The organism is Microbacterium sp. (assembly GCF_049661145.1).
Lineage (GTDB): Bacteria > Actinomycetota > Actinomycetes > Actinomycetales > Microbacteriaceae > Microbacterium.
The window spans coordinates 1-17,094 of the sequence record NZ_JBASZT010000253.1 but is presented as its reverse complement, the minus strand read 5'-3'; the positions used below and the strand labels follow the sequence as shown (position 1 = coordinate 17,094).

Sequence of the window (17,094 nt, the reverse complement as noted above, 5' to 3'; positions counted from 1 at the left end):
CAGCCGCTGCGCCCGCTCATCCAGATGCGGCAGCAACGCATCGAACTTCGCCCGCAACGCGACAACAGTCTCAGGAGCAATGGCCATACACCATTGTCCCACGCCAACTCATATCAGAAGTAGTTATTTATTAGCGTGCCCTAAATGAGTGAGTCCGTTTCCGAACGATGCGGGAGAACTTCGGAGGCGTCATCGTGCGGGTGCTTTCGCCGCAGGCCCACAGTTCGCCGCCGAAGAGTCCCTCTCCCGGTTCGGAGGCGCCGACCTGCCGATGCGTCGGTCCAGCATCCTCAAGTCGACGCCTCTGAACCACCGGGGCGGCGCCGCCCCCGCGCGCGGGACCGGTAGCCTGTCAGGGTGAAGACGTTCGACACGCTGTTCGCGGAGCTCACCGTGACCGCCGCGACGCGCCCGGCCGGTTCCGGGACCGTCGCGGAGCTGGATCGCGGAGTGCACGGCATCGGCAAGAAGATCGTCGAAGAGGCGGCAGAGGTCTGGATGGCCGCCGAATACGAGTCGGACGTCGAGACGGCCGAGGAGATCTCGCAGCTGCTGTACCACCTGCAGGTGCTCATGCTCGCGAAGGGATTGTCGCTCGAAGACGTCTACCGACATCTGTGAGCCGCATCCTCAGCATCCTCCCGCCACCCAGACCGAAAGCCCGCTCACTGAAATGCCCACGCACATGCTGCGAATCGCCGTGCCGAACAAGGGGTCGCTCGCCGACACCGCCGCCGAGATGCTCGCCGAGGCTGGATACACCGGCCGCCGCGACCCCAAGGACCTGCACGTCATCGACCCCGTGAACGAGGTCGAGTTCTTCTACCTGCGCCCCAAGGACATCGCGACCTACGTCGGGTCGGGCGCGCTCGACGTCGGCATCACGGGGCGCGACCTGCTTCTTGACGCGCGGATGCCGGGAGCGCGCGAGATCGAGCAGTTGGGCTTCGCCGGCTCCACGTTCCGATTCGCCGGCCCGCCGGGGCGTTTCACGGCGGTATCCGATCTGGAGGGCCTGCGCGTCGCGACCGCTTACCCGGGTCTCGTGGATGCCTTTCTCGACGACCAGGGTGTGGCGGTCGACCTGGTGCCGCTGGACGGCGCCGTGGAGTCCGCCGTCCAGCTGGGCGTCGCGGATGCCGTGGCGGACGTCGTCTCCACCGGCACCACCCTCAAACAGGCAGGGCTGGAGATCTTCGGCCCCGTGCTGCTGGAGTCCGAGGCGGTGCTCATCGGTGCCCCGACCGAGGCCGAAGGCACCGACACGCTGCTGCGGCGATTGCGTGGCGTCCTGGTCGCCCGACGCTACGTGCTCATCGACTACGACCTGCCCGCGCACCTCGTCGACGAGGCGGAGGCGATCGCGCCCGGCATCGAATCTCCGACGGTGTCGCCGCTGCGCGATCCGGCGTGGGTAGCCGTGCGCGTCATGAGCCCGCGAAAGACCCTCAACCAGGTGATGGACGCGCTGTACGCGATCGGCGCGCGGGCGATCTTCGTCACCCCGATCCACAACGCGAGGCTGTGATGTCGCTCGTATGCCGGGTGATCCCGTGCCTCGACGTCGCAGCGGGCCGGGTCGTCAAGGGCGTCAACTTCGAGAACCTGCGCGACATGGGAGACCCTGTCGAGCTCGCCGCGCTGTACTACGCCCAGGGCGCCGACGAACTGACCTTCCTCGATGTCACCGCGACGGTCGACGATCGTGCGACGACATACGAGGTCGTCCGCCGCACGGCGGAGGAGGTGTTCATCCCGCTCACGGTCGGCGGTGGCGTGCGCACCGCCGATGACGTGGCACGGCTGCTGGCGGTCGGCGCGGACAAGGTCGGCGTGAACTCCGCCGCCATCGCCCGCCCCGATCTCGTCGGCGAGATCGCCGACCGGTTCGGGTCGCAAGTGCTCGTCCTGTCGCTCGACGTCAAGCGCGCCCGCCACACGGACACCAGGCGCACCCGCTCTGGCTTCGTCGTCACGACGCACGGCGGACGCACTGCGACGAGCCTCGACGCTCTCGACTGGGCGCGCGAGGCCATCGACCGCGGCGCAGGCGAGCTGCTCGTCAACTCGATCGATGCCGACGGCACGAAAGACGGCTTCGACCTGGAGCTCGTGGGTCTCATGCGCGAGCTGTCGAGTGTGCCGGTCATCGCCTCGGGCGGCGCCGGTGCTGTCGAGGACTTTGCCCCCGCGTTGCGCGCCGGCGCCGACGCGGTGCTCGCGGCATCGGTCTTCCACTCCGGCCAGCTCACGATCGGCGACGTCAAGCGGGCACTCGTCGCCGACGGCATCGAGGTTCGATGAACGTCACCTCAGACCCCCGCATCGAGCGCGTCGCCTTCAACGCCGACGGCCTGGTGCCGGCGATCATCCAGCAGTACGACACCGCTGAGGTGCTCATGCTCGGGTGGATGGATGCCGAGGCGTTACGCCGCACGTTGACGGAGGGTCGCGTCACATTCTGGTCGCGCTCTCGCGGCGAGTACTGGCGCAAGGGCGACACGTCCGGCCACGTCCAGTACGTGAAGGGCGCGCGCCTCGATTGCGACGGCGACGCCCTGCTCATCGAGGTCGAGCAGATCGGCGCGGCGTGCCACACCGGCGAGCACACGTGCTTCGACGCGGACGACCTCACCCCCGTCGCGGGGGAGGCTCGATGATCGCACGCGCGCGGATGCTGGCAGTGCTCGCGGTCATCCTCGGCGGCGCAATCGCGATCATCGCTTCGACGCAGACGTGGCTGGAGGTGACCGTCAGCGCGGGGGCGACCTCCGCCCTCTCGGTGCCGGGCGCGACCGCCCTCACTCTGCTCGCCCCGCTCAGCCTGGCGGCGCTCGCCCTGGGACTGGCACTCACCGTCGTCGGACGGGTGCTGCGCTACGTGTTCGGCGTGCTTGCGGCAGCGATCGGCGCCACGCTGCTGATCGGGGCCGCACGGATCGCGACCCAGCATCCGCTCGACGCCGTCTCCGCCGCTGTCACCGAGGCCACGGGGCTGTCCGGTTCCGATGCCGTCGCAGCGCTGGTCGACGACGTCGCGGGCACAGCCTGGCCATGGCTCACTGCCGTCGCTGGGGCGCTCGTCGCCGCCGGGGGCATCCTCGCGCTGGTCACGGCGCACACCTGGCGGGGCTCCGGCCGCCGCTACCGGACCGCCGCCGACCGAGCCGACACCGATCGCGCGGCAGACGGCGCAACCTCGCCGCGCCCGTACGACGCGTCGAGGGACAACGCGATCGACTCGTGGGACGACCTGTCGCACGGTGAAGACCCCACCGCCCGCTAGACTGGCGGCGCACCCGCGCCCGCTCGACAACGAGGGAGAACCATGAGCGACTCGATCGACGACCCCGGCCACGGACACTCGCCGGCGGCCTGGACGGCCGTCGTCATCATGCTCCTGGCGGTGACCCTCGGCACGCTCTTCTTCTTCCTCGACATGCCCGTACTGGTCTGGGCGTCGGCGGCGCTGCTCGTCATCGGGGCCATCGTCGGGTGGGCGCTGGCCAAGGCCGGCTACGGTGCCGCCGGCCCGAAGTACACGCCGAAGCAGCACTGACATGCTGGCAGGCCTCACCGCCGGCGCGGTGGAGGATGCCGAGGCGCGCGCAGCCGACCGTCCTCTGGCTGTCATCGAGCGTGCTGCGCTCGCTCAAGCACCCGCCCTCGACGCCCTCGCCGCCCTCGCTCCCGCCGAGCGCGTCAAGATCATCGCCGAAGTCAAGCGCGCTAGCCCGTCGCGCGGCGACCTCGCCGCGATTCCGGATCCCGCCCATCAGGCGGCGCTCTACGAACAAGGGGGCGCGTCCACCATCTCGGTGCTGACCGAACGCCGCCGCTTCAAGGGATCGCTGACCGACCTCGAGGCGGTCAAGGCGCGTGTCGGCATCCCGGTGCTGCGCAAGGACTTCATCGCAACGCCGTACCAAGTGTTCGAGGCCCGGGCCTCCGGTGCGGACCTCGTCCTGCTGATCGTCGCCGCGCTCGACCAGCGAGTGCTGCGCGAGCTTTTCGCTCTCGTCACCGACCTCGGCATGACGCCGCTCGTCGAAGCCCACTCGCGTGACGAGCTCGAGCGCGCCGCCGACCTCGGAGCGAGGCTCATCGGCGTCAACGCGCGAAACCTGTCCACGTTCGAACTCGACAAGAATCTGTTCGGCACGCTCGCTGAACGTTTCCCGACGGATGCCGTGAAGATCGCCGAATCCGCCGTCCTCGCCCCCGCGGATGTCGCGCACTACCGCGCCGACGGCGCCGACGTCGTGCTGGTCGGGGAGGCCCTCGTGACGAACGACCCCGTCACCACGCTGCATGCGTTCTTGGAGGCGGGTTCATGAGTGCGTCCAGCCTGCGCGAGGCACACGGTCCCTTCTTCGGCGACTTCGGCGGACGCTACATGCCCGAGTCGCTCATCGCGGCGATCGACGAGTTGACCGCCGTGTACGAGACCGCGGTGGCCGACCCCGCATTCGTGGCCGAGTACGAGAACCTGCTGCACGCCTACGGGGGGCGCCCTTCGGCCCTCACGGAGGTGCCGCGGTTCGCAGAGCATGCCGGCGGTGCGCGCATCTTCCTCAAGCGCGAGGACCTCAACCACACCGGCTCGCACAAGATCAACAACGTCATCGGACAGGCGCTGCTCACCAAGCGCCTCGGCAAGACACGGGTGATCGCCGAGACCGGCGCCGGTCAGCACGGCGTCGCGACAGCGACCGCGGCGGCTCTGTTCGGCTTCGACTGCACCATCTACATGGGCGAGGTCGACACCGAGCGGCAGGCCCTCAACGTCGCCCGCATGCGGCTGCTGGGCGCCGAAGTGGTGCCCGTGACGACCGGCTCGCGCACCCTGAAGGACGCCATCAACGAGGCGTATCGCGATTGGGTGGCATCCGTCGAGACCACCAACTACATCTTCGGGACGGCCGCGGGACCGCACCCGTTCCCCGCCATGGTCCGTGACTTCCAGAAGATCATCTCCGAAGAGGCACGCGCGCAGCTGCTCGCCGAGACGGGGCGCCTGCCCGACGCCGTCGTCGCGTGCGTCGGCGGCGGCTCGAACGCGATCGGCATGTTCGACGCGTTCCTCGACGACGAGGGTGTGGCCCTCTACGGCGTGGAGGCCGCCGGCGACGGCGTCGACACGGACAAGCACGCGGCATCCATCGAACGGGGACGACCCGGCGTGCTGCACGGTGCGCGGACGTACGTCCTGCAGGACGAAGACGGCCAGACGATCGAGTCGCACTCGATCTCGGCGGGCCTCGACTACCCCGGCGTCGGTCCGGAGCACGCGTGGCTGTCCGACATCGGGCGTGCGCAGTACATCCCCGCGACGGATGCCGAGGCGATGGAGGCCCTGCGCCTGCTCAGCCGCACCGAGGGCATCATTCCTGCGATCGAGTCGGCGCACGCCCTCGCCGGCGCGCTGCGGATCGGTCGTGAGCTCGGTCCGGACGCGATCATCGCGGTGAGCCTGTCAGGGCGCGGCGACAAGGACATGGACACCGCCGCGCGGTGGTTCGGCCTGTACGACGAGGCCGAGGGCCCCGTGGAGGTGCCGCCCGCAACGGACGCGGCGGCCGGAGAGGGGACCGAGCTGTGAGCCGCGTCGCCACCGCCATCGACGCCGCGGAGGCCGCCGGGCGCGGCGCGTTCGTGGGCTACCTGCCGATCGGCTACCCCGACCTGGCCACGAGCATCGACGCGGCCGTCGCCCTCGCCGAGGCCGGCGCCGACATCCTCGAGCTCGGTCCGCCCTATTCCGACCCGGTGATGGACGGCCCGATCATCCAGGAGGCGACGCAGGCCGCGCTCGCGGCCGGGTTCCGGTTGCGGGACACGTTCATCGCGGTGCGCGAGATCGCGGCGCGGGTCGATGTGCCGATCCTCGTCATGACGTACTGGAATCCGGTGCTGCAGTACGGGGTCGACCGGTTCGCCGACGAACTGGTCGCCGCCGGGGGAGCCGGGCTCATCACGCCCGACATCACGCCGGACGCCGCCGCCGACTGGATCGCCGCCTCCGAGCGCACCGGTCTCGACCGCGTCTTCCTCGCAGCTCCCACCTCGACCGACGAGCGCCTGCAGTTGATCGCAGAGAGTTCCACGGGCTTCGTCTACACCGTCTCGACGATGGGGATCACGGGGGAGCGGACTGAGCTGGATGCCGCCGCACGCACGCTCGTCGCGCGGCTGCGCGAGCACGGGGTTGCGCACGCGTGCGTCGGCATCGGGATCTCCACACCGGACCAGGTCGCCGGAGTGCTGGAGTATGCCGATGGCGCGATCGTCGGTACCGCGCTCGTGCGAGCCCTTCGCGACGGCGGTGTCCCCGGCCTCACCGCCACCGCCCGCGCCCTCGCCGCCGGTACCTAGTCCGCGTCGTTCGTCGAGACCACGGCGACTGAGCCGGCACAGATGGTTTCGATACGCCGCCTGCGGCGGCTACTCAACCACCGGTGGGGGCGCCGCCTGCGGAAGGGGAAGTAGACTGCCGCTCGTGCTTTCTCCCGCCGTGAATGTCGTCGCCAGCATCCCGAGCCCGCCCATCAACGGCTTCAGCCTGTGGCCAGGCGGCCCGTTCATCCACTTCTACGCGCTGTGCATCCTCGTCGGCATCCTCGTCGCAGGGTTCATGACGAACTACCGGCTCACCAAGCGCGGTGCCGAGCCCGGGGTGGTGATCGACATCTGCCTGCTGGCCGTGCCGCTGGCGATCATCGGGGCGCGGATCTTCCACGTCCTCACGCATTGGGGCTTCTACTTCGGTCAGGATCGGGAGTGGTGGAATCCGTTCGTCAAGGATGCGATCTGGAACATCTGGGACGGCGGCATCGCCATCTTCGGTGCCCTGATCGGCGGCGCGATCGGAGCGTGGCTCGGCTGCAAATGGACCGGCATCCGCTTCTGGACCTTCGCAGACGCGCTCGCCCCTGGCCTGCTGCTGGCGCAGGCCATCGGCCGGTTCGGCAACTGGTTCAACCAGGAGCTCTACGGTCTGCCGACCGACCTGCCGTGGGGGCTGGAGATCGCCTATCCGAACTCGGCCTGGCCGGTCGGCCTGCCGGAAGACACCCTGTTCCACCCGACATTCCTGTACGAAGTCATCTGGAACACGCTCGGCGTCGTCTTCCTGCTGTGGGCAGGCAAACGCTTCCGCCTGCAATGGGGGCGCGTCTTCGCGCTTTACCTCATCTGGTACAGCGCGGGCCGCATCGTCTGGGAGAACCTCCGCATCGATCCGAGCGAGATCTTCTTCGGCCTGCGTACGAACGTGTGGGCCGCGATCGTCGGCGTCGTCGTCGGACTGACGATCTTCTTCGCGCAACAGCGACGTCACCCCGGCTTCGAGCCGTCGCCCTACGTGCGCGGCCGCGAATGGTCCGGCGGTGGGGCTGTACAATCGCAGAACACCGACGAGTTCGTGGACCTGAGCGCACCCCCGACGCGCGAGCTCGTCGGGGACGACGCCACAAGCACAGTCGCCACCACGTAAACACCAACAGCTCCAGTGCGACAGGGCCGACGTCGTCCCAGATCAGTTCGACCATGAGGACGGTAGCTATGGCCTCGACCGACCAAGCCCTTCCCGGGCTCCCCGTGAAGCAGGGCATGTACAACCCTGCCTTCGAGAAGGATGCCTGTGGCCTCGCGATGGTCGCGACGCTGCGCGGCGAACCGGGGCACGACATCGTCGACCTCGCGCTGACGGCCCTGCGCAACCTCGAGCATCGCGGCGCCATCGGATCCGATGCCGGCACCGGTGACGGCGCAGGCATCCTCACGCAGATGCCGGATGCATTCCTGCGCGCCGTCGTCGACTTCGACCTGCCACCGGTGGGGGAGTATGCGGCGGGCATGGCCTTCCTGCCGCTGGACGAGACCGCGCGTGCGGCCATCAAAGCGGGCGTGGAGAGGATCGCCGCGTCCGAAGGGCTCACCGTCCTCGGCTGGCGCGACGTGCCGACCGAGGACCAGCACCTGGGCAAGCTCGCCTTCGACGCCCGCCCGCACTTCGAGCAGCTCTTTGTCGGCCGCCCCGCCGTGGGCGATGCCCCCGCACTGAGCGGCATCGCCCTCGATCGGCGCGTCTACCGGCTGCGCAAGCGCGCGCGGCGCGAGCACGACGCGTACTTCGTCTCGCTGAGCTCACGCACCCTCGGGTACAAGGGCATGGTCACGACGCTGCAGCTGGAACCGTTCTATCCCGATCTGCAGGACGAGCGCTTCCAGAGCGAGCTCGCCGTGGTCCACTCCCGGTACTCGACGAACACGTTCCCGTCGTGGCCGCTCGCTCAGCCGTTGCGTATGCTGGCGCACAACGGCGAGATCAACACCGTCGGCGCCAACCGCAACTGGATGCGGGCGAGGCAATCGCAGCTAGAGTCCGAGCTCATCGGCGACATCCGCCCCCTATTGCCGATCTGCACAGAAGGGGCGAGCGACTCGGCATCCTTCGATGAGGTCCTCGAGCTCCTCACCCTCACGGGCCGGAGCCTCCCCCACGCGATCATGATGATGGTGCCCGAGGCCTACGAGAAGCAGGCGAACATCTCGCCCGAGCTACGTGCCTTCTACGAGTACCACTCCGCGCAGATGGAGCCGTGGGACGGTCCGGCCGCCCTCATCTTCACCGACGGGACGCTCGTGGGTGCGACGCTGGACCGCAACGGCCTGCGCCCGGGACGGTGGACCGAGACGACCGACGGCCTCGTGGTGATCGGCAGCGAGACGGGAGTGCTCGACTTCGAGCCCGAACGCATCAAGCGGCGCGGCCGTCTGCGGCCCGGTCGCATGTTCGTCGTCGACACGGCTCAGCATCGGATCATCGAAGACGACGAGGTCAAGCGCGAGCTCGCCGCCCTGCAGCCGTGGCAGCAATGGCTGGATGCCGGGCGTGTCCGCCTCAAGGAGCTTCCCGAGCGCGAGCACATCGTCCACCCGATCGCGTCGATCACGCGACGCCAGCGCACGTTCGGCTACACCGAGGAGGAGGTGCGGATCCTCCTCACACCGATGGGGCAGAACGGCGCCGAACCGCTCGGCGCGATGGGCTCCGACACCCCGATCGCCGTGCTCAGCAAGCGCCCCCGCCTGCTGTTCGACTACTTCGTGCAGCAGTTCGCCCAGGTGACCAACCCCCCGTTGGATTCCATCCGCGAAGAGGTCGTCACGTCGCTGTCTATCGGGCTCGGCCCCGAGCGGAACCTGCTGCAGTGGGGACCGGACCACACGCACACGATCACGCTCGATTTCCCCGTGATCGACAACGACGAGCTCGCAAAGCTCCAGAACATCGACAAGGCACTGCCGGGCCGACGCTCGGCGACGATCCGCGGCCTCTATCACCTCGACCAGAGCGAAGACGCACTCGAGCAGCGCCTGGACGCCATCTGCGCCGAGGTCGACGAGGCCATCGCCGACGGCGCGGAGTTCATCATCCTGAGCGACCGCGATTCGAACAAAGACCTCGTGCCGATCCCGTCGCTGCTGACGCTGTCTGCAGTGCACCATCACCTCATCCGTCGTGAGAATCGCATGAAGGTGGGGCTCGTCGTCGAAGCCGGGGACGTCCGCGAGGTGCACCACGTCGCAACGCTCATCGGCTACGGTGCGTCCGCCGTGAACCCCTACCTCGCGATGGAGACCGTCGAGTACCTCGTACGCGCGGGCTTCATCACAGGAATCACGCCCCAGAAGGCTGTGGCGAACCTGATCTACGCACTCGGCAAGGGCGTGCTGAAGATCATGTCCAAGATGGGCATCTCCACGGTGTCCTCCTACGCCGGATCGCAGGTGTTCGAGGCGGTGGGGCTGTCGGAGGAGTTCGTCGCGAAGTACTTCACGGGAACCGAAACGAAGCTCGGCGGCATCGGTATCCGTGAGATCGCGACCGAGAATCAGGCGCGACACGACTACGCCTACCCCGAGGATGCCGCGGTGCGCGCCCACGAGCGGCTGTGGACGGGTGGGGAGTACCAGTGGCGTCGCGACGGTGCACCACATCTGTTCAACCCCGACACGGTCTTCCGCCTGCAGCATGCGACGCGCTCGCGACGCTACGACATCTTCCGCGAGTACACGAAGCTCGTCGACGACCAGTCCGCGGAACTCAAGACCCTCCGCGGCATGTTCCGGTTCAAGACGGCAGAACGCACCCCCGTGCCGATCGACGAGGTCGAGCCGGTGTCGTCGATCGTCAAGCGCTTCTCCACGGGTGCGATGAGCTACGGCTCGATCTCCCGAGAGGCACACGAGACCCTGGCGATCGCGATGAACTCGATCGGTGCGAAGTCGAACACCGGTGAGGGCGGCGAGGATGTCGAGCGCCTGCTCGACCCGCAGCGCCGCAGCGCCATCAAGCAGGTCGCGTCGGGGCGCTTCGGCGTCACGAGCATGTACCTGACGCACGCCGACGACATCCAGATCAAGCTTGCGCAGGGCGCGAAGCCCGGCGAGGGCGGCCAGTTGCCGCCCGGAAAGGTCTACCCCTGGATCGCGCGCACGCGTGGCGGTACCCCCGGCGTGGGTCTCATCTCGCCACCGCCGCACCACGACATCTACTCGATCGAGGACCTCAAGCAGCTCATCTTCGACCTCAAACGCGCGAACCCCGCTGCCCGGGTGCACGTCAAGCTCGTCAGCCAATCCGGGATCGGGGCGGTCGCGGCAGGAACCGCGAAGGCCCTGGCCGATGTCATCCTCGTCTCCGGTCACGACGGCGGCACGGGGGCGAGCCCGTTGAACTCGCTCAAGCACGCGGGTACACCGTGGGAGCTCGGGCTGGCCGAGACGCAGCAGACGCTCATGCTCAACAACATGCGCGATCGCGTCGTCGTGCAAGCCGACGGGCAGCTCAAGACGGGCCGCGATGTCGTCATCGCTGCACTCCTGGGCGCTGAGGAGTTCGGCTTCGCGACCACGGCGCTGGTCGTGGAGGGCTGCGTCATGATGCGCGTGTGCCACCTGGACACCTGCCCGGTGGGCGTCGCGACGCAGAACCCCGTCCTGCGCAGCCGCTTCACCGGCAAGCCGGAGTTCGTCGTCAACTTCATGGAGTTCCTCGCGCAAGAGGTGCGCGAGTATCTCGCGGAGCTCGGCTTCCGGTCGATCGAAGAAGCGATCGGTCACAGCGAACTGCTGGACATGAACCGCGCGATCGAGCACTGGAAGGCGAACGGCCTCGACCTGACGCCGATCCTCGATGGACCCGCCTTCGGGACCGACGTGCCGCGCAGACACCTGCGCAACCAGGACCACGAGCTCGGCAAGCACTTCGACGTGCAACTCATCGAGCGGGCACGGGACGTGATCGCTCAGAACGCCGGCCAGGGCGGCCGCTTCGAGATCTCACTGCCGATCCGCAACACGGAGCGCGCCGTCGGCACGATGCTCGGTCACGAGGTCACCCTCGCCCACGGCGAGCACGGCCTGCCCAGCGGCACGATCCAGATCAACCTCACGGGGTCGGCCGGCCAGTCCTTCGGAGCATTCCTGCCCGCCGGAATCACACTGCGTCTGGAGGGCGACTCGAACGACTACGTCGGCAAGGGCCTCTCCGGCGGGGAGATCGTCATCCGTCCCCCTCGCGGTGCGAGCTTTGACGCGGCACAGAACGTCATCGCCGGCAATGTCATCGGCTATGGGGCGACCCAGGGCAGCATGTTCCTGCGTGGCGTCGTCGGAGAGCGGTTCCTCGTGCGCAACTCCGGCGCGACGGCCGTCGTGGAAGGGGTCGGCGATCACGCGCTGGAATACATGACCGGCGGCCTCGCGGTCATCCTGGGCGGCACCGGTCGCAATCTCGGTGCCGGCATGTCCGGCGGCGCGGCGTACATCTACCGCCTGAACCGCGACCTCGTCAACCGCGAGGCGCTGGCGAGCGGCGAACTGGAGCTGCTGGAAATGGGATCGGGGGACGTCGAGATCCTCCGGGACCTGTTGGAACGCCACGTCGCGGAGACCGACTCCACGACAGCAGCCGCGTTGCTCGACGATCTCGAAGCCGAAGCCGCGAACTTCATTCGCGTCCTGCCGCGCGACTACGCGGCAGTGCTGCAGACCCGCCAGGAGGCGGCCGCCGAGGGTCTGGACCCCGACGGCGACGTCGTCTGGACCCGCATCCTGGAGGTGACCGGTGGCTGACCCAAAGGGCTTCCTGAAGACCACTGAGCGCGAGCTCCCGGCGCGCCGGCCGGTTCCCGTGCGCATCATGGACTGGAAAGAGGTCTATGAGCCGGGCGATTCCGGGGTACTTCGGCGCCAAGCGGGGCGCTGCATGGACTGCGGCATCCCGTTCTGCCATAAGGGCTGCCCGCTCGGCAACCTCATCCCGGAGTGGAACGACCTCATGTGGCGTGGTGAGGGCCGTGCTGCGATCGAGCGGTTGCACGCCACCAACAACTTCCCGGAGTTCACCGGGAGGTTGTGTCCGGCGCCCTGCGAGAGCGCGTGTGTGCTGGGCATCAATCAGCCCGCCGTCACGATCAAGCAGATCGAGGTGTCCACGATCGACAACGCCTTCGCCAACGGCTGGGTCGAACCCGAACCGCCCGCGCGGCTGACCGGCAAGACCGTAGCCGTCGTGGGGTCCGGACCCGCCGGTCTCGCGGCGGCGCAGCAGCTGACGCGCGCCGGGCACACGGTCGCCGTCTACGAGCGGGATGACCGCATCGGCGGGTTGCTGCGATACGGAATCCCCGACTTCAAGATGGAGAAGCGGCACTTGGAGTCGCGCCTGCGCCAGATGCAGGACGAGGGCACCCGCTTCCGCGCGGGCGTCGAGATCGGCGTCGACATCACGTGGAACGACCTGCGCGCACGGTACGACGCCGTGGTCATTGCGACCGGGTCGACCGTGCCACGCGAGCTCCCGCTCCCCGGCCGGGACCTCGCGGGCGTGCACTTCGCGATGGAGTACCTCGTGGAGTCGAACAAGGCTGTCGCCGGCGACCAGGTGCCCCAGCAGCTCCACGCCGATGGCAAGCACGTGATCGTCATCGGCGGCGGTGACACCGGCGCCGACTGCATCGGCACGGCACATCGCCAGGGTGCGCTGAGTGTCACTAACCTCGCGATCGGCAAGCAGCCGCCGACCAGCCGACCCGACAACCAGCCGTGGCCGATGACGCCGACCGTGTTCGAGATCTCGTCCGCTCACGAAGAGGGTGGCGAGCGCACCTACCTGGCATCGACCGTCGAGTTTCTCGGGAACGGTGCCGGCGAGGTACGGGCACTGCGCGTCGCAGAGACGGAGTACCTTCCCGATGGTCGCCGGGTGCCCCGCAGCGGCACCGAGCGCGAGATCCCCGCCGACCTCATCCTCATCGCGATGGGTTTTACCGGCCCGGAACGCTCCGTTCTCGAAGAACAGCTGGGTACCGTGTTCACGGGCCGCGGCAACGTCGATCGCGGAGACGACTATCAGTCGACCACCCCCGGCGTGTTCGTCGCGGGCGACGCCGGTCGCGGCCAATCCCTGATCGTCTGGGCGATCGCGGAGGGCCGTGCTGCGGCGGCATCCGTCGATGAGTACCTCATGGGGCGGACGAGCCTGCCATCTCCGGTTCATCCCACCGACATCGCGATCGGTCTGCAGCCCGCGTAGTGTGAGATCAACCCCGTAACAACGAAAGACCGGAGAGTCAGTCAGTGAGACGCGCGAAAATCGTCGCAACCCTCGGTCCCGCCACAGATACCTACGAAATGATCCGCGCGATCATCGACGCAGGTGTGGACGTGACCCGAATGAACCTCAGTCACGGTTCCTACACCGAGCACGAATCGCGATTCGCGACCGTGCGCAAAGCTGCCGACGACGCCGGTCGCGCCGTCGCCATACTCGTCGACCTGCAGGGCCCCAAGATCCGTCTCGGCAAGTTCACCGACGGACCCCACGAACTCGCCGTCGGCGACATCTTCAAGATCACCGCCGAAGACGTGGCCGGCACCAAGGAGATCGTCTCGACGACCTTCAAGGGTCTGCCTGACGACGTCAGCCCGGGCGACTTCCTCCTGATCGACGACGGCAAGGTCCGCGTCCAGGTCGAAAGCGTCGACGGTCCCGTCGTCACGACGAAGGTCATCGTCGCCGGACCCGTTTCCAACAACAAGGGCATCAACCTCCCCGGTGTCGCCGTCAGTGTCCCCGCCCTGTCCGAGAAGGACGAGGCGGATCTGCGCTGGGGGCTGCATGCCGGCGCGGACATCATCGCGCTGTCGTTCGTGCGCAGCGGTGCCGACGTCACCCGGGTGCACGAGATCATGGCGGAGGAAGGACGCAAGATCCCGGTCATCGCCAAGATCGAGAAACCCCAGGCCGTCGACGCCCTCGAGGAGATCATCGAGTCCTTCGACGGCATCATGGTCGCGCGCGGCGACCTGGGCGTCGAACTGCCGCTGGAGGCGGTGCCGATCGTGCAGAAGCGCGCCGTCGAGTTGTGCCGCCGCATGGCCAAGCCCGTCATCGTCGCGACACAGATGCTCGAGTCGATGATCGAGAACCCGGTGCCCACCCGCGCCGAGACGAGCGACGTGGCCAACGCCGTGCTCGATGGCGCGGACGCGGTCATGCTCTCGGGCGAGACGAGCGTCGGCAAGTACCCCGTCGGCGTCGTTTCGACGATGGCCCGCATCGTGGAGTCCACCGAGGAACACGGGCTGGAGCGCATCCGGCCGTTCAACGTGAAGCCACGCACGCAGGGCGGCATCATCACGCTCGCCGCGAACGAGGTGGCCGAGTTCATCGACGCGAAGTACATCTGCATCTTCACCGAGTCCGGCGACACGGCACGCCGCATGTCGCGGCTGCGCACCGGCATCCCGATGATGGCGTTCACCGTCAACCCCGCGATCCGTCGCCGCATGGCCCTCACATGGGGCATCCAGTCGACGCTCGTGGAGCATGTCGCTCACACCGATCTCATGTTCCTTCAGGTCGACAACTTCTTCCTCGGCAACAAGCTCGCCTCCGAGGGCGACAAGGTCGTCGTGATCTCCGGTTCCCCTCCCGGGATCATCGGCTCGACCAACGATATCCGCGTCCACAAGATCGGTGACGCCGTGCACGGCAAAGCGCCGATCTACAAGTCCGAGAAGTAGGCCGACGCGCACACGACGGGCGGATGCCGGGGGAGACCCGGCATCCGCCCTTCGTCGTTCAGACCGCGACGATCCTCTCGTCCGCCTGGGCGGACCATTGCAGCATGGTCCACCCCACGAGCGCGAGGATCAGCAGCCACGCCGCGATGACGAGGCGTCCGACGACGAAGCCCATGGACAGCAACGGCAATCCCGGAACGATGAGGAACACGCCGAATCCGAGCATGAACCACCTGGTCACCGGACCGAGCACGCGCGCCCGAGCCGCAGCGACTCCGAACAGCACCAGGAGGACAGCGATCAGGAGCGAGAGCGTGCCGTAGACGCCGTCGATGACGTCGGTCGTCGGCGTCGGGTACGGCTCCCCACCGAAAGCTCCCACGACGATCTCCCAGACGCCGAACAGCGCGAAAACCACCGTGGATCCGATGCCGGTGATATTCGCGAGCCGTCCTGTTCCCCCGAGCCCGGCGCGCCAGAACGCCCACAGCCCGTACGCAGCGACGAAATGATGGACGCCGAAAACCACCTGCACGAGCAGGTGACCTTCCGGTGTGAGCGGATGGCTGAAGACGGTCTCCGGGACGGCCGGGGGAATGAAGATGAGCACCACGGCCGCCGCCGCACCGAACACTCCGGCGATCACCGATGCCCACCCGCCCGCTCGAGCGATGCGTTCCGAGTTCATGGGAACCTCCTGCGTTGTCGCCTGCGACGCTACGATGCCGTCAGCACTGCAGCATCCGTGAAATCCCGGCAATCGTGGAGGGCAGCATGAGTAGTGGCCCACAGACGCACGACGAGGTCCTCGCGCGCGCAGGCCTGTTGCTCGTGCAGGCGCGAACCGCGTCTCGCAATGGCTCCCACGATGACGCGTGGCGCGCTTGCCAGGAAGCCGCCGCGATCGGCCGGCAGCTGCAGGACGCGCGTCTCGTCGCGCACGCCGCCACGGCCCTCGCGGCCCCCGACATCCTCGGCATCCGGCTGACCCCTGCACGCCAGGCACTGTGCCTCGAAGCGCTGGCACTGCTCGGCGACTCGGACGCGCAGCTGCGCGAGCATGTCACCGCACACCTCGTGGCGATCACGACGGTGTGGTTGGGTCCGCGTGCCACCGGAGCGCCGATCGATCACGCTGACGCGTCGCTGCAGTTCGCGAGGCTGCGCGCGGCGCACACGGCCGCTCTCGGTGCAGCGACGACAGGTGATCGGCTCGCGATCGCAGGGGAGTTGGTCGAGCTGGGCACTGGGGCGGCAGACGACGAAATCCTGGCCTGGGGCCATTTCTGGCGGTCGGATGCTCTCGCGCAGCTGGGACTGCGGTACGAGCTGACCACCGCGATCGCCTCGTTGACAGAGGTGACCGCACGCCTCGCCTCGCCGGTGTGGAACTGGCGGCTGTCGTGTGTCGCCGCGAGCATCGCTTTGCTGGAGGATCGCGTGGGCGATGTCCCCGAGGCCCTCGATGCAGTCGCCGAGTGGGGCGAGCGGGCCGGCTTGGAGGACGCGCGGTGGCTCGAGCTGACGATCCGGTCGGAATACGCCATCCGCACCCACGAGGGGTTGGTCGACGTCGAAGCGCAGATTCGACGGGCGCTCGTGGGCGCACCTGCTCTCGCGCACGGTTGGCGCGCGAGGGTCCTGCTCGCCATGGGGAACACCGACGAGGCTCGCGCAATCTGGCGGAACCTTGCACCACACCTCCAGGACTTCCCGCTGCGATCGCTCGAGTGGGTACTCGCGATGGTGGGCTTCGCCGATCTCGCCATCCTCGCCGGCGACGAGGAGCGTGCCCGCTGGATCCTGGAGTCGCTGACACCGTTCGGTCATCTGCACGCGATCGGTACTGTGATCGGGCCCTACTACGGTCCCGTCGCATGCGCACTGGGCCGCCTGGCGACGTTTTTCGGCGACGGGGCCGGCGGCGAGCGTTGGCTGGCGGATGCCGCGGCAAGAGCCGACGCGATGCACGCGCCGTGGCACGCCGCGTCGGCT

General features: G+C 68.2%; 15 protein-coding genes. 14 read left to right on the top strand and 1 reads right to left on the bottom strand.

Annotated elements, in window-relative coordinates:
• Nucleotides 1–357: 357 nt before the first annotated feature.
• The 13 genes from WBP48_RS10845 to pyk all read left to right on the top strand — a co-directional run bounded on the left by WBP48_RS10845 (nucleotide 358) and on the right by pyk (nucleotide 15,099).
• Nucleotides 358–621 carry a phosphoribosyl-ATP diphosphatase gene (locus tag WBP48_RS10845; protein ID WP_424440211.1) on the top strand — a complete coding sequence of 88 codons (264 nt, stop codon included), beginning with the start codon at nucleotides 358–360 and terminating at the stop codon, nucleotides 619–621.
• Nucleotides 622–685: 64 nt separating this feature from the next.
• The gene (hisG, locus tag WBP48_RS10840) at nucleotides 686–1,528 is read left to right on the top strand and encodes an ATP phosphoribosyltransferase (protein ID WP_424440217.1); all 843 of its coding nucleotides are present in this window, start codon (nucleotides 686–688) and stop codon (nucleotides 1,526–1,528) included.
• Complete coding sequence (gene hisF / locus WBP48_RS10835; RefSeq protein ID WP_424440214.1) at nucleotides 1,528–2,304, top strand: imidazole glycerol phosphate synthase subunit HisF; 777 nt, start codon at nucleotides 1,528–1,530, stop codon at nucleotides 2,302–2,304. The genes hisG and hisF overlap by 1 nt, the downstream gene beginning before the upstream one ends.
• The gene (gene hisI, locus WBP48_RS10830) at nucleotides 2,301–2,660 is read left to right on the top strand and encodes a phosphoribosyl-AMP cyclohydrolase (RefSeq protein ID WP_424440208.1); all 360 of its coding nucleotides are present in this window, start codon (nucleotides 2,301–2,303) and stop codon (nucleotides 2,658–2,660) included. Before hisF ends, hisI begins: the two co-directional genes overlap by 4 nt.
• Complete coding sequence (locus WBP48_RS10825) at nucleotides 2,657–3,286, top strand: Trp biosynthesis-associated membrane protein (RefSeq protein ID WP_424440205.1); 630 nt, start codon at nucleotides 2,657–2,659, stop codon at nucleotides 3,284–3,286. Before hisI ends, WBP48_RS10825 begins: the two co-directional genes overlap by 4 nt.
• 42 nt (nucleotides 3,287–3,328) lie before the next feature.
• A complete protein-coding gene (locus WBP48_RS10820; RefSeq protein WP_424440202.1) occupies nucleotides 3,329–3,559 on the top strand; it encodes a DUF6704 family protein in 231 nt (76 codons plus the stop codon).
• Nucleotide 3,560: 1 nt separating this feature from the next.
• The gene (trpC, locus tag WBP48_RS10815; RefSeq protein ID WP_424440199.1) at nucleotides 3,561–4,337 is read left to right on the top strand and encodes an indole-3-glycerol phosphate synthase TrpC; all 777 of its coding nucleotides are present in this window, start codon (nucleotides 3,561–3,563) and stop codon (nucleotides 4,335–4,337) included.
• Nucleotides 4,334–5,602: a tryptophan synthase subunit beta gene (gene trpB / locus WBP48_RS10810; RefSeq protein ID WP_424440196.1), complete on the top strand. Its 1,269-nt coding sequence runs from the start codon at nucleotides 4,334–4,336 to the stop codon at nucleotides 5,600–5,602. Before trpC ends, trpB begins: the two co-directional genes overlap by 4 nt.
• Nucleotides 5,599–6,375, top strand: coding sequence for a tryptophan synthase subunit alpha (gene trpA, locus WBP48_RS10805; RefSeq protein ID WP_424440193.1), 777 nt, complete (start codon nucleotides 5,599–5,601; stop codon nucleotides 6,373–6,375). Before trpB ends, trpA begins: the two co-directional genes overlap by 4 nt.
• 124 nt (nucleotides 6,376–6,499) lie before the next feature.
• Nucleotides 6,500–7,495, top strand: a complete 996-nt coding sequence (gene lgt, locus WBP48_RS10800) for a prolipoprotein diacylglyceryl transferase (protein ID WP_424440190.1) — start codon at nucleotides 6,500–6,502, stop codon at nucleotides 7,493–7,495.
• A gap of 68 nt (nucleotides 7,496–7,563) precedes the next feature.
• Nucleotides 7,564–12,144 (top strand): glutamate synthase large subunit, encoded by a 4,581-nt coding sequence (gene gltB / locus WBP48_RS10795; RefSeq protein ID WP_424440187.1) that lies wholly within the window; start codon nucleotides 7,564–7,566, stop codon nucleotides 12,142–12,144.
• Nucleotides 12,137–13,606: a glutamate synthase subunit beta gene (locus WBP48_RS10790; RefSeq protein ID WP_424440184.1), complete on the top strand. Its 1,470-nt coding sequence runs from the start codon at nucleotides 12,137–12,139 to the stop codon at nucleotides 13,604–13,606. The genes gltB and WBP48_RS10790 overlap by 8 nt, the downstream gene beginning before the upstream one ends.
• Nucleotides 13,607–13,650: 44 nt before the next feature.
• Nucleotides 13,651–15,099: a pyruvate kinase gene (gene pyk / locus WBP48_RS10785; protein WP_424440181.1), complete on the top strand. Its 1,449-nt coding sequence runs from the start codon at nucleotides 13,651–13,653 to the stop codon at nucleotides 15,097–15,099.
• Between the two features lie 58 nt (nucleotides 15,100–15,157).
• On the opposite strand, the gene WBP48_RS10780 is transcribed toward pyk, so the two are convergent.
• Nucleotides 15,158–15,787 (bottom strand): hypothetical protein, encoded by a 630-nt coding sequence (locus tag WBP48_RS10780; protein ID WP_424440178.1) that lies wholly within the window; start codon nucleotides 15,785–15,787, stop codon nucleotides 15,158–15,160.
• Nucleotides 15,788–15,873: 86 nt separating this feature from the next.
• Between WBP48_RS10780 and WBP48_RS10775 the strand changes: the two genes are divergently transcribed.
• Nucleotides 15,874–17,094, top strand: a 1,221-nt coding sequence (locus WBP48_RS10775; RefSeq protein ID WP_424440176.1) for a hypothetical protein, incomplete at its 3' end; no start/stop codon positions are given.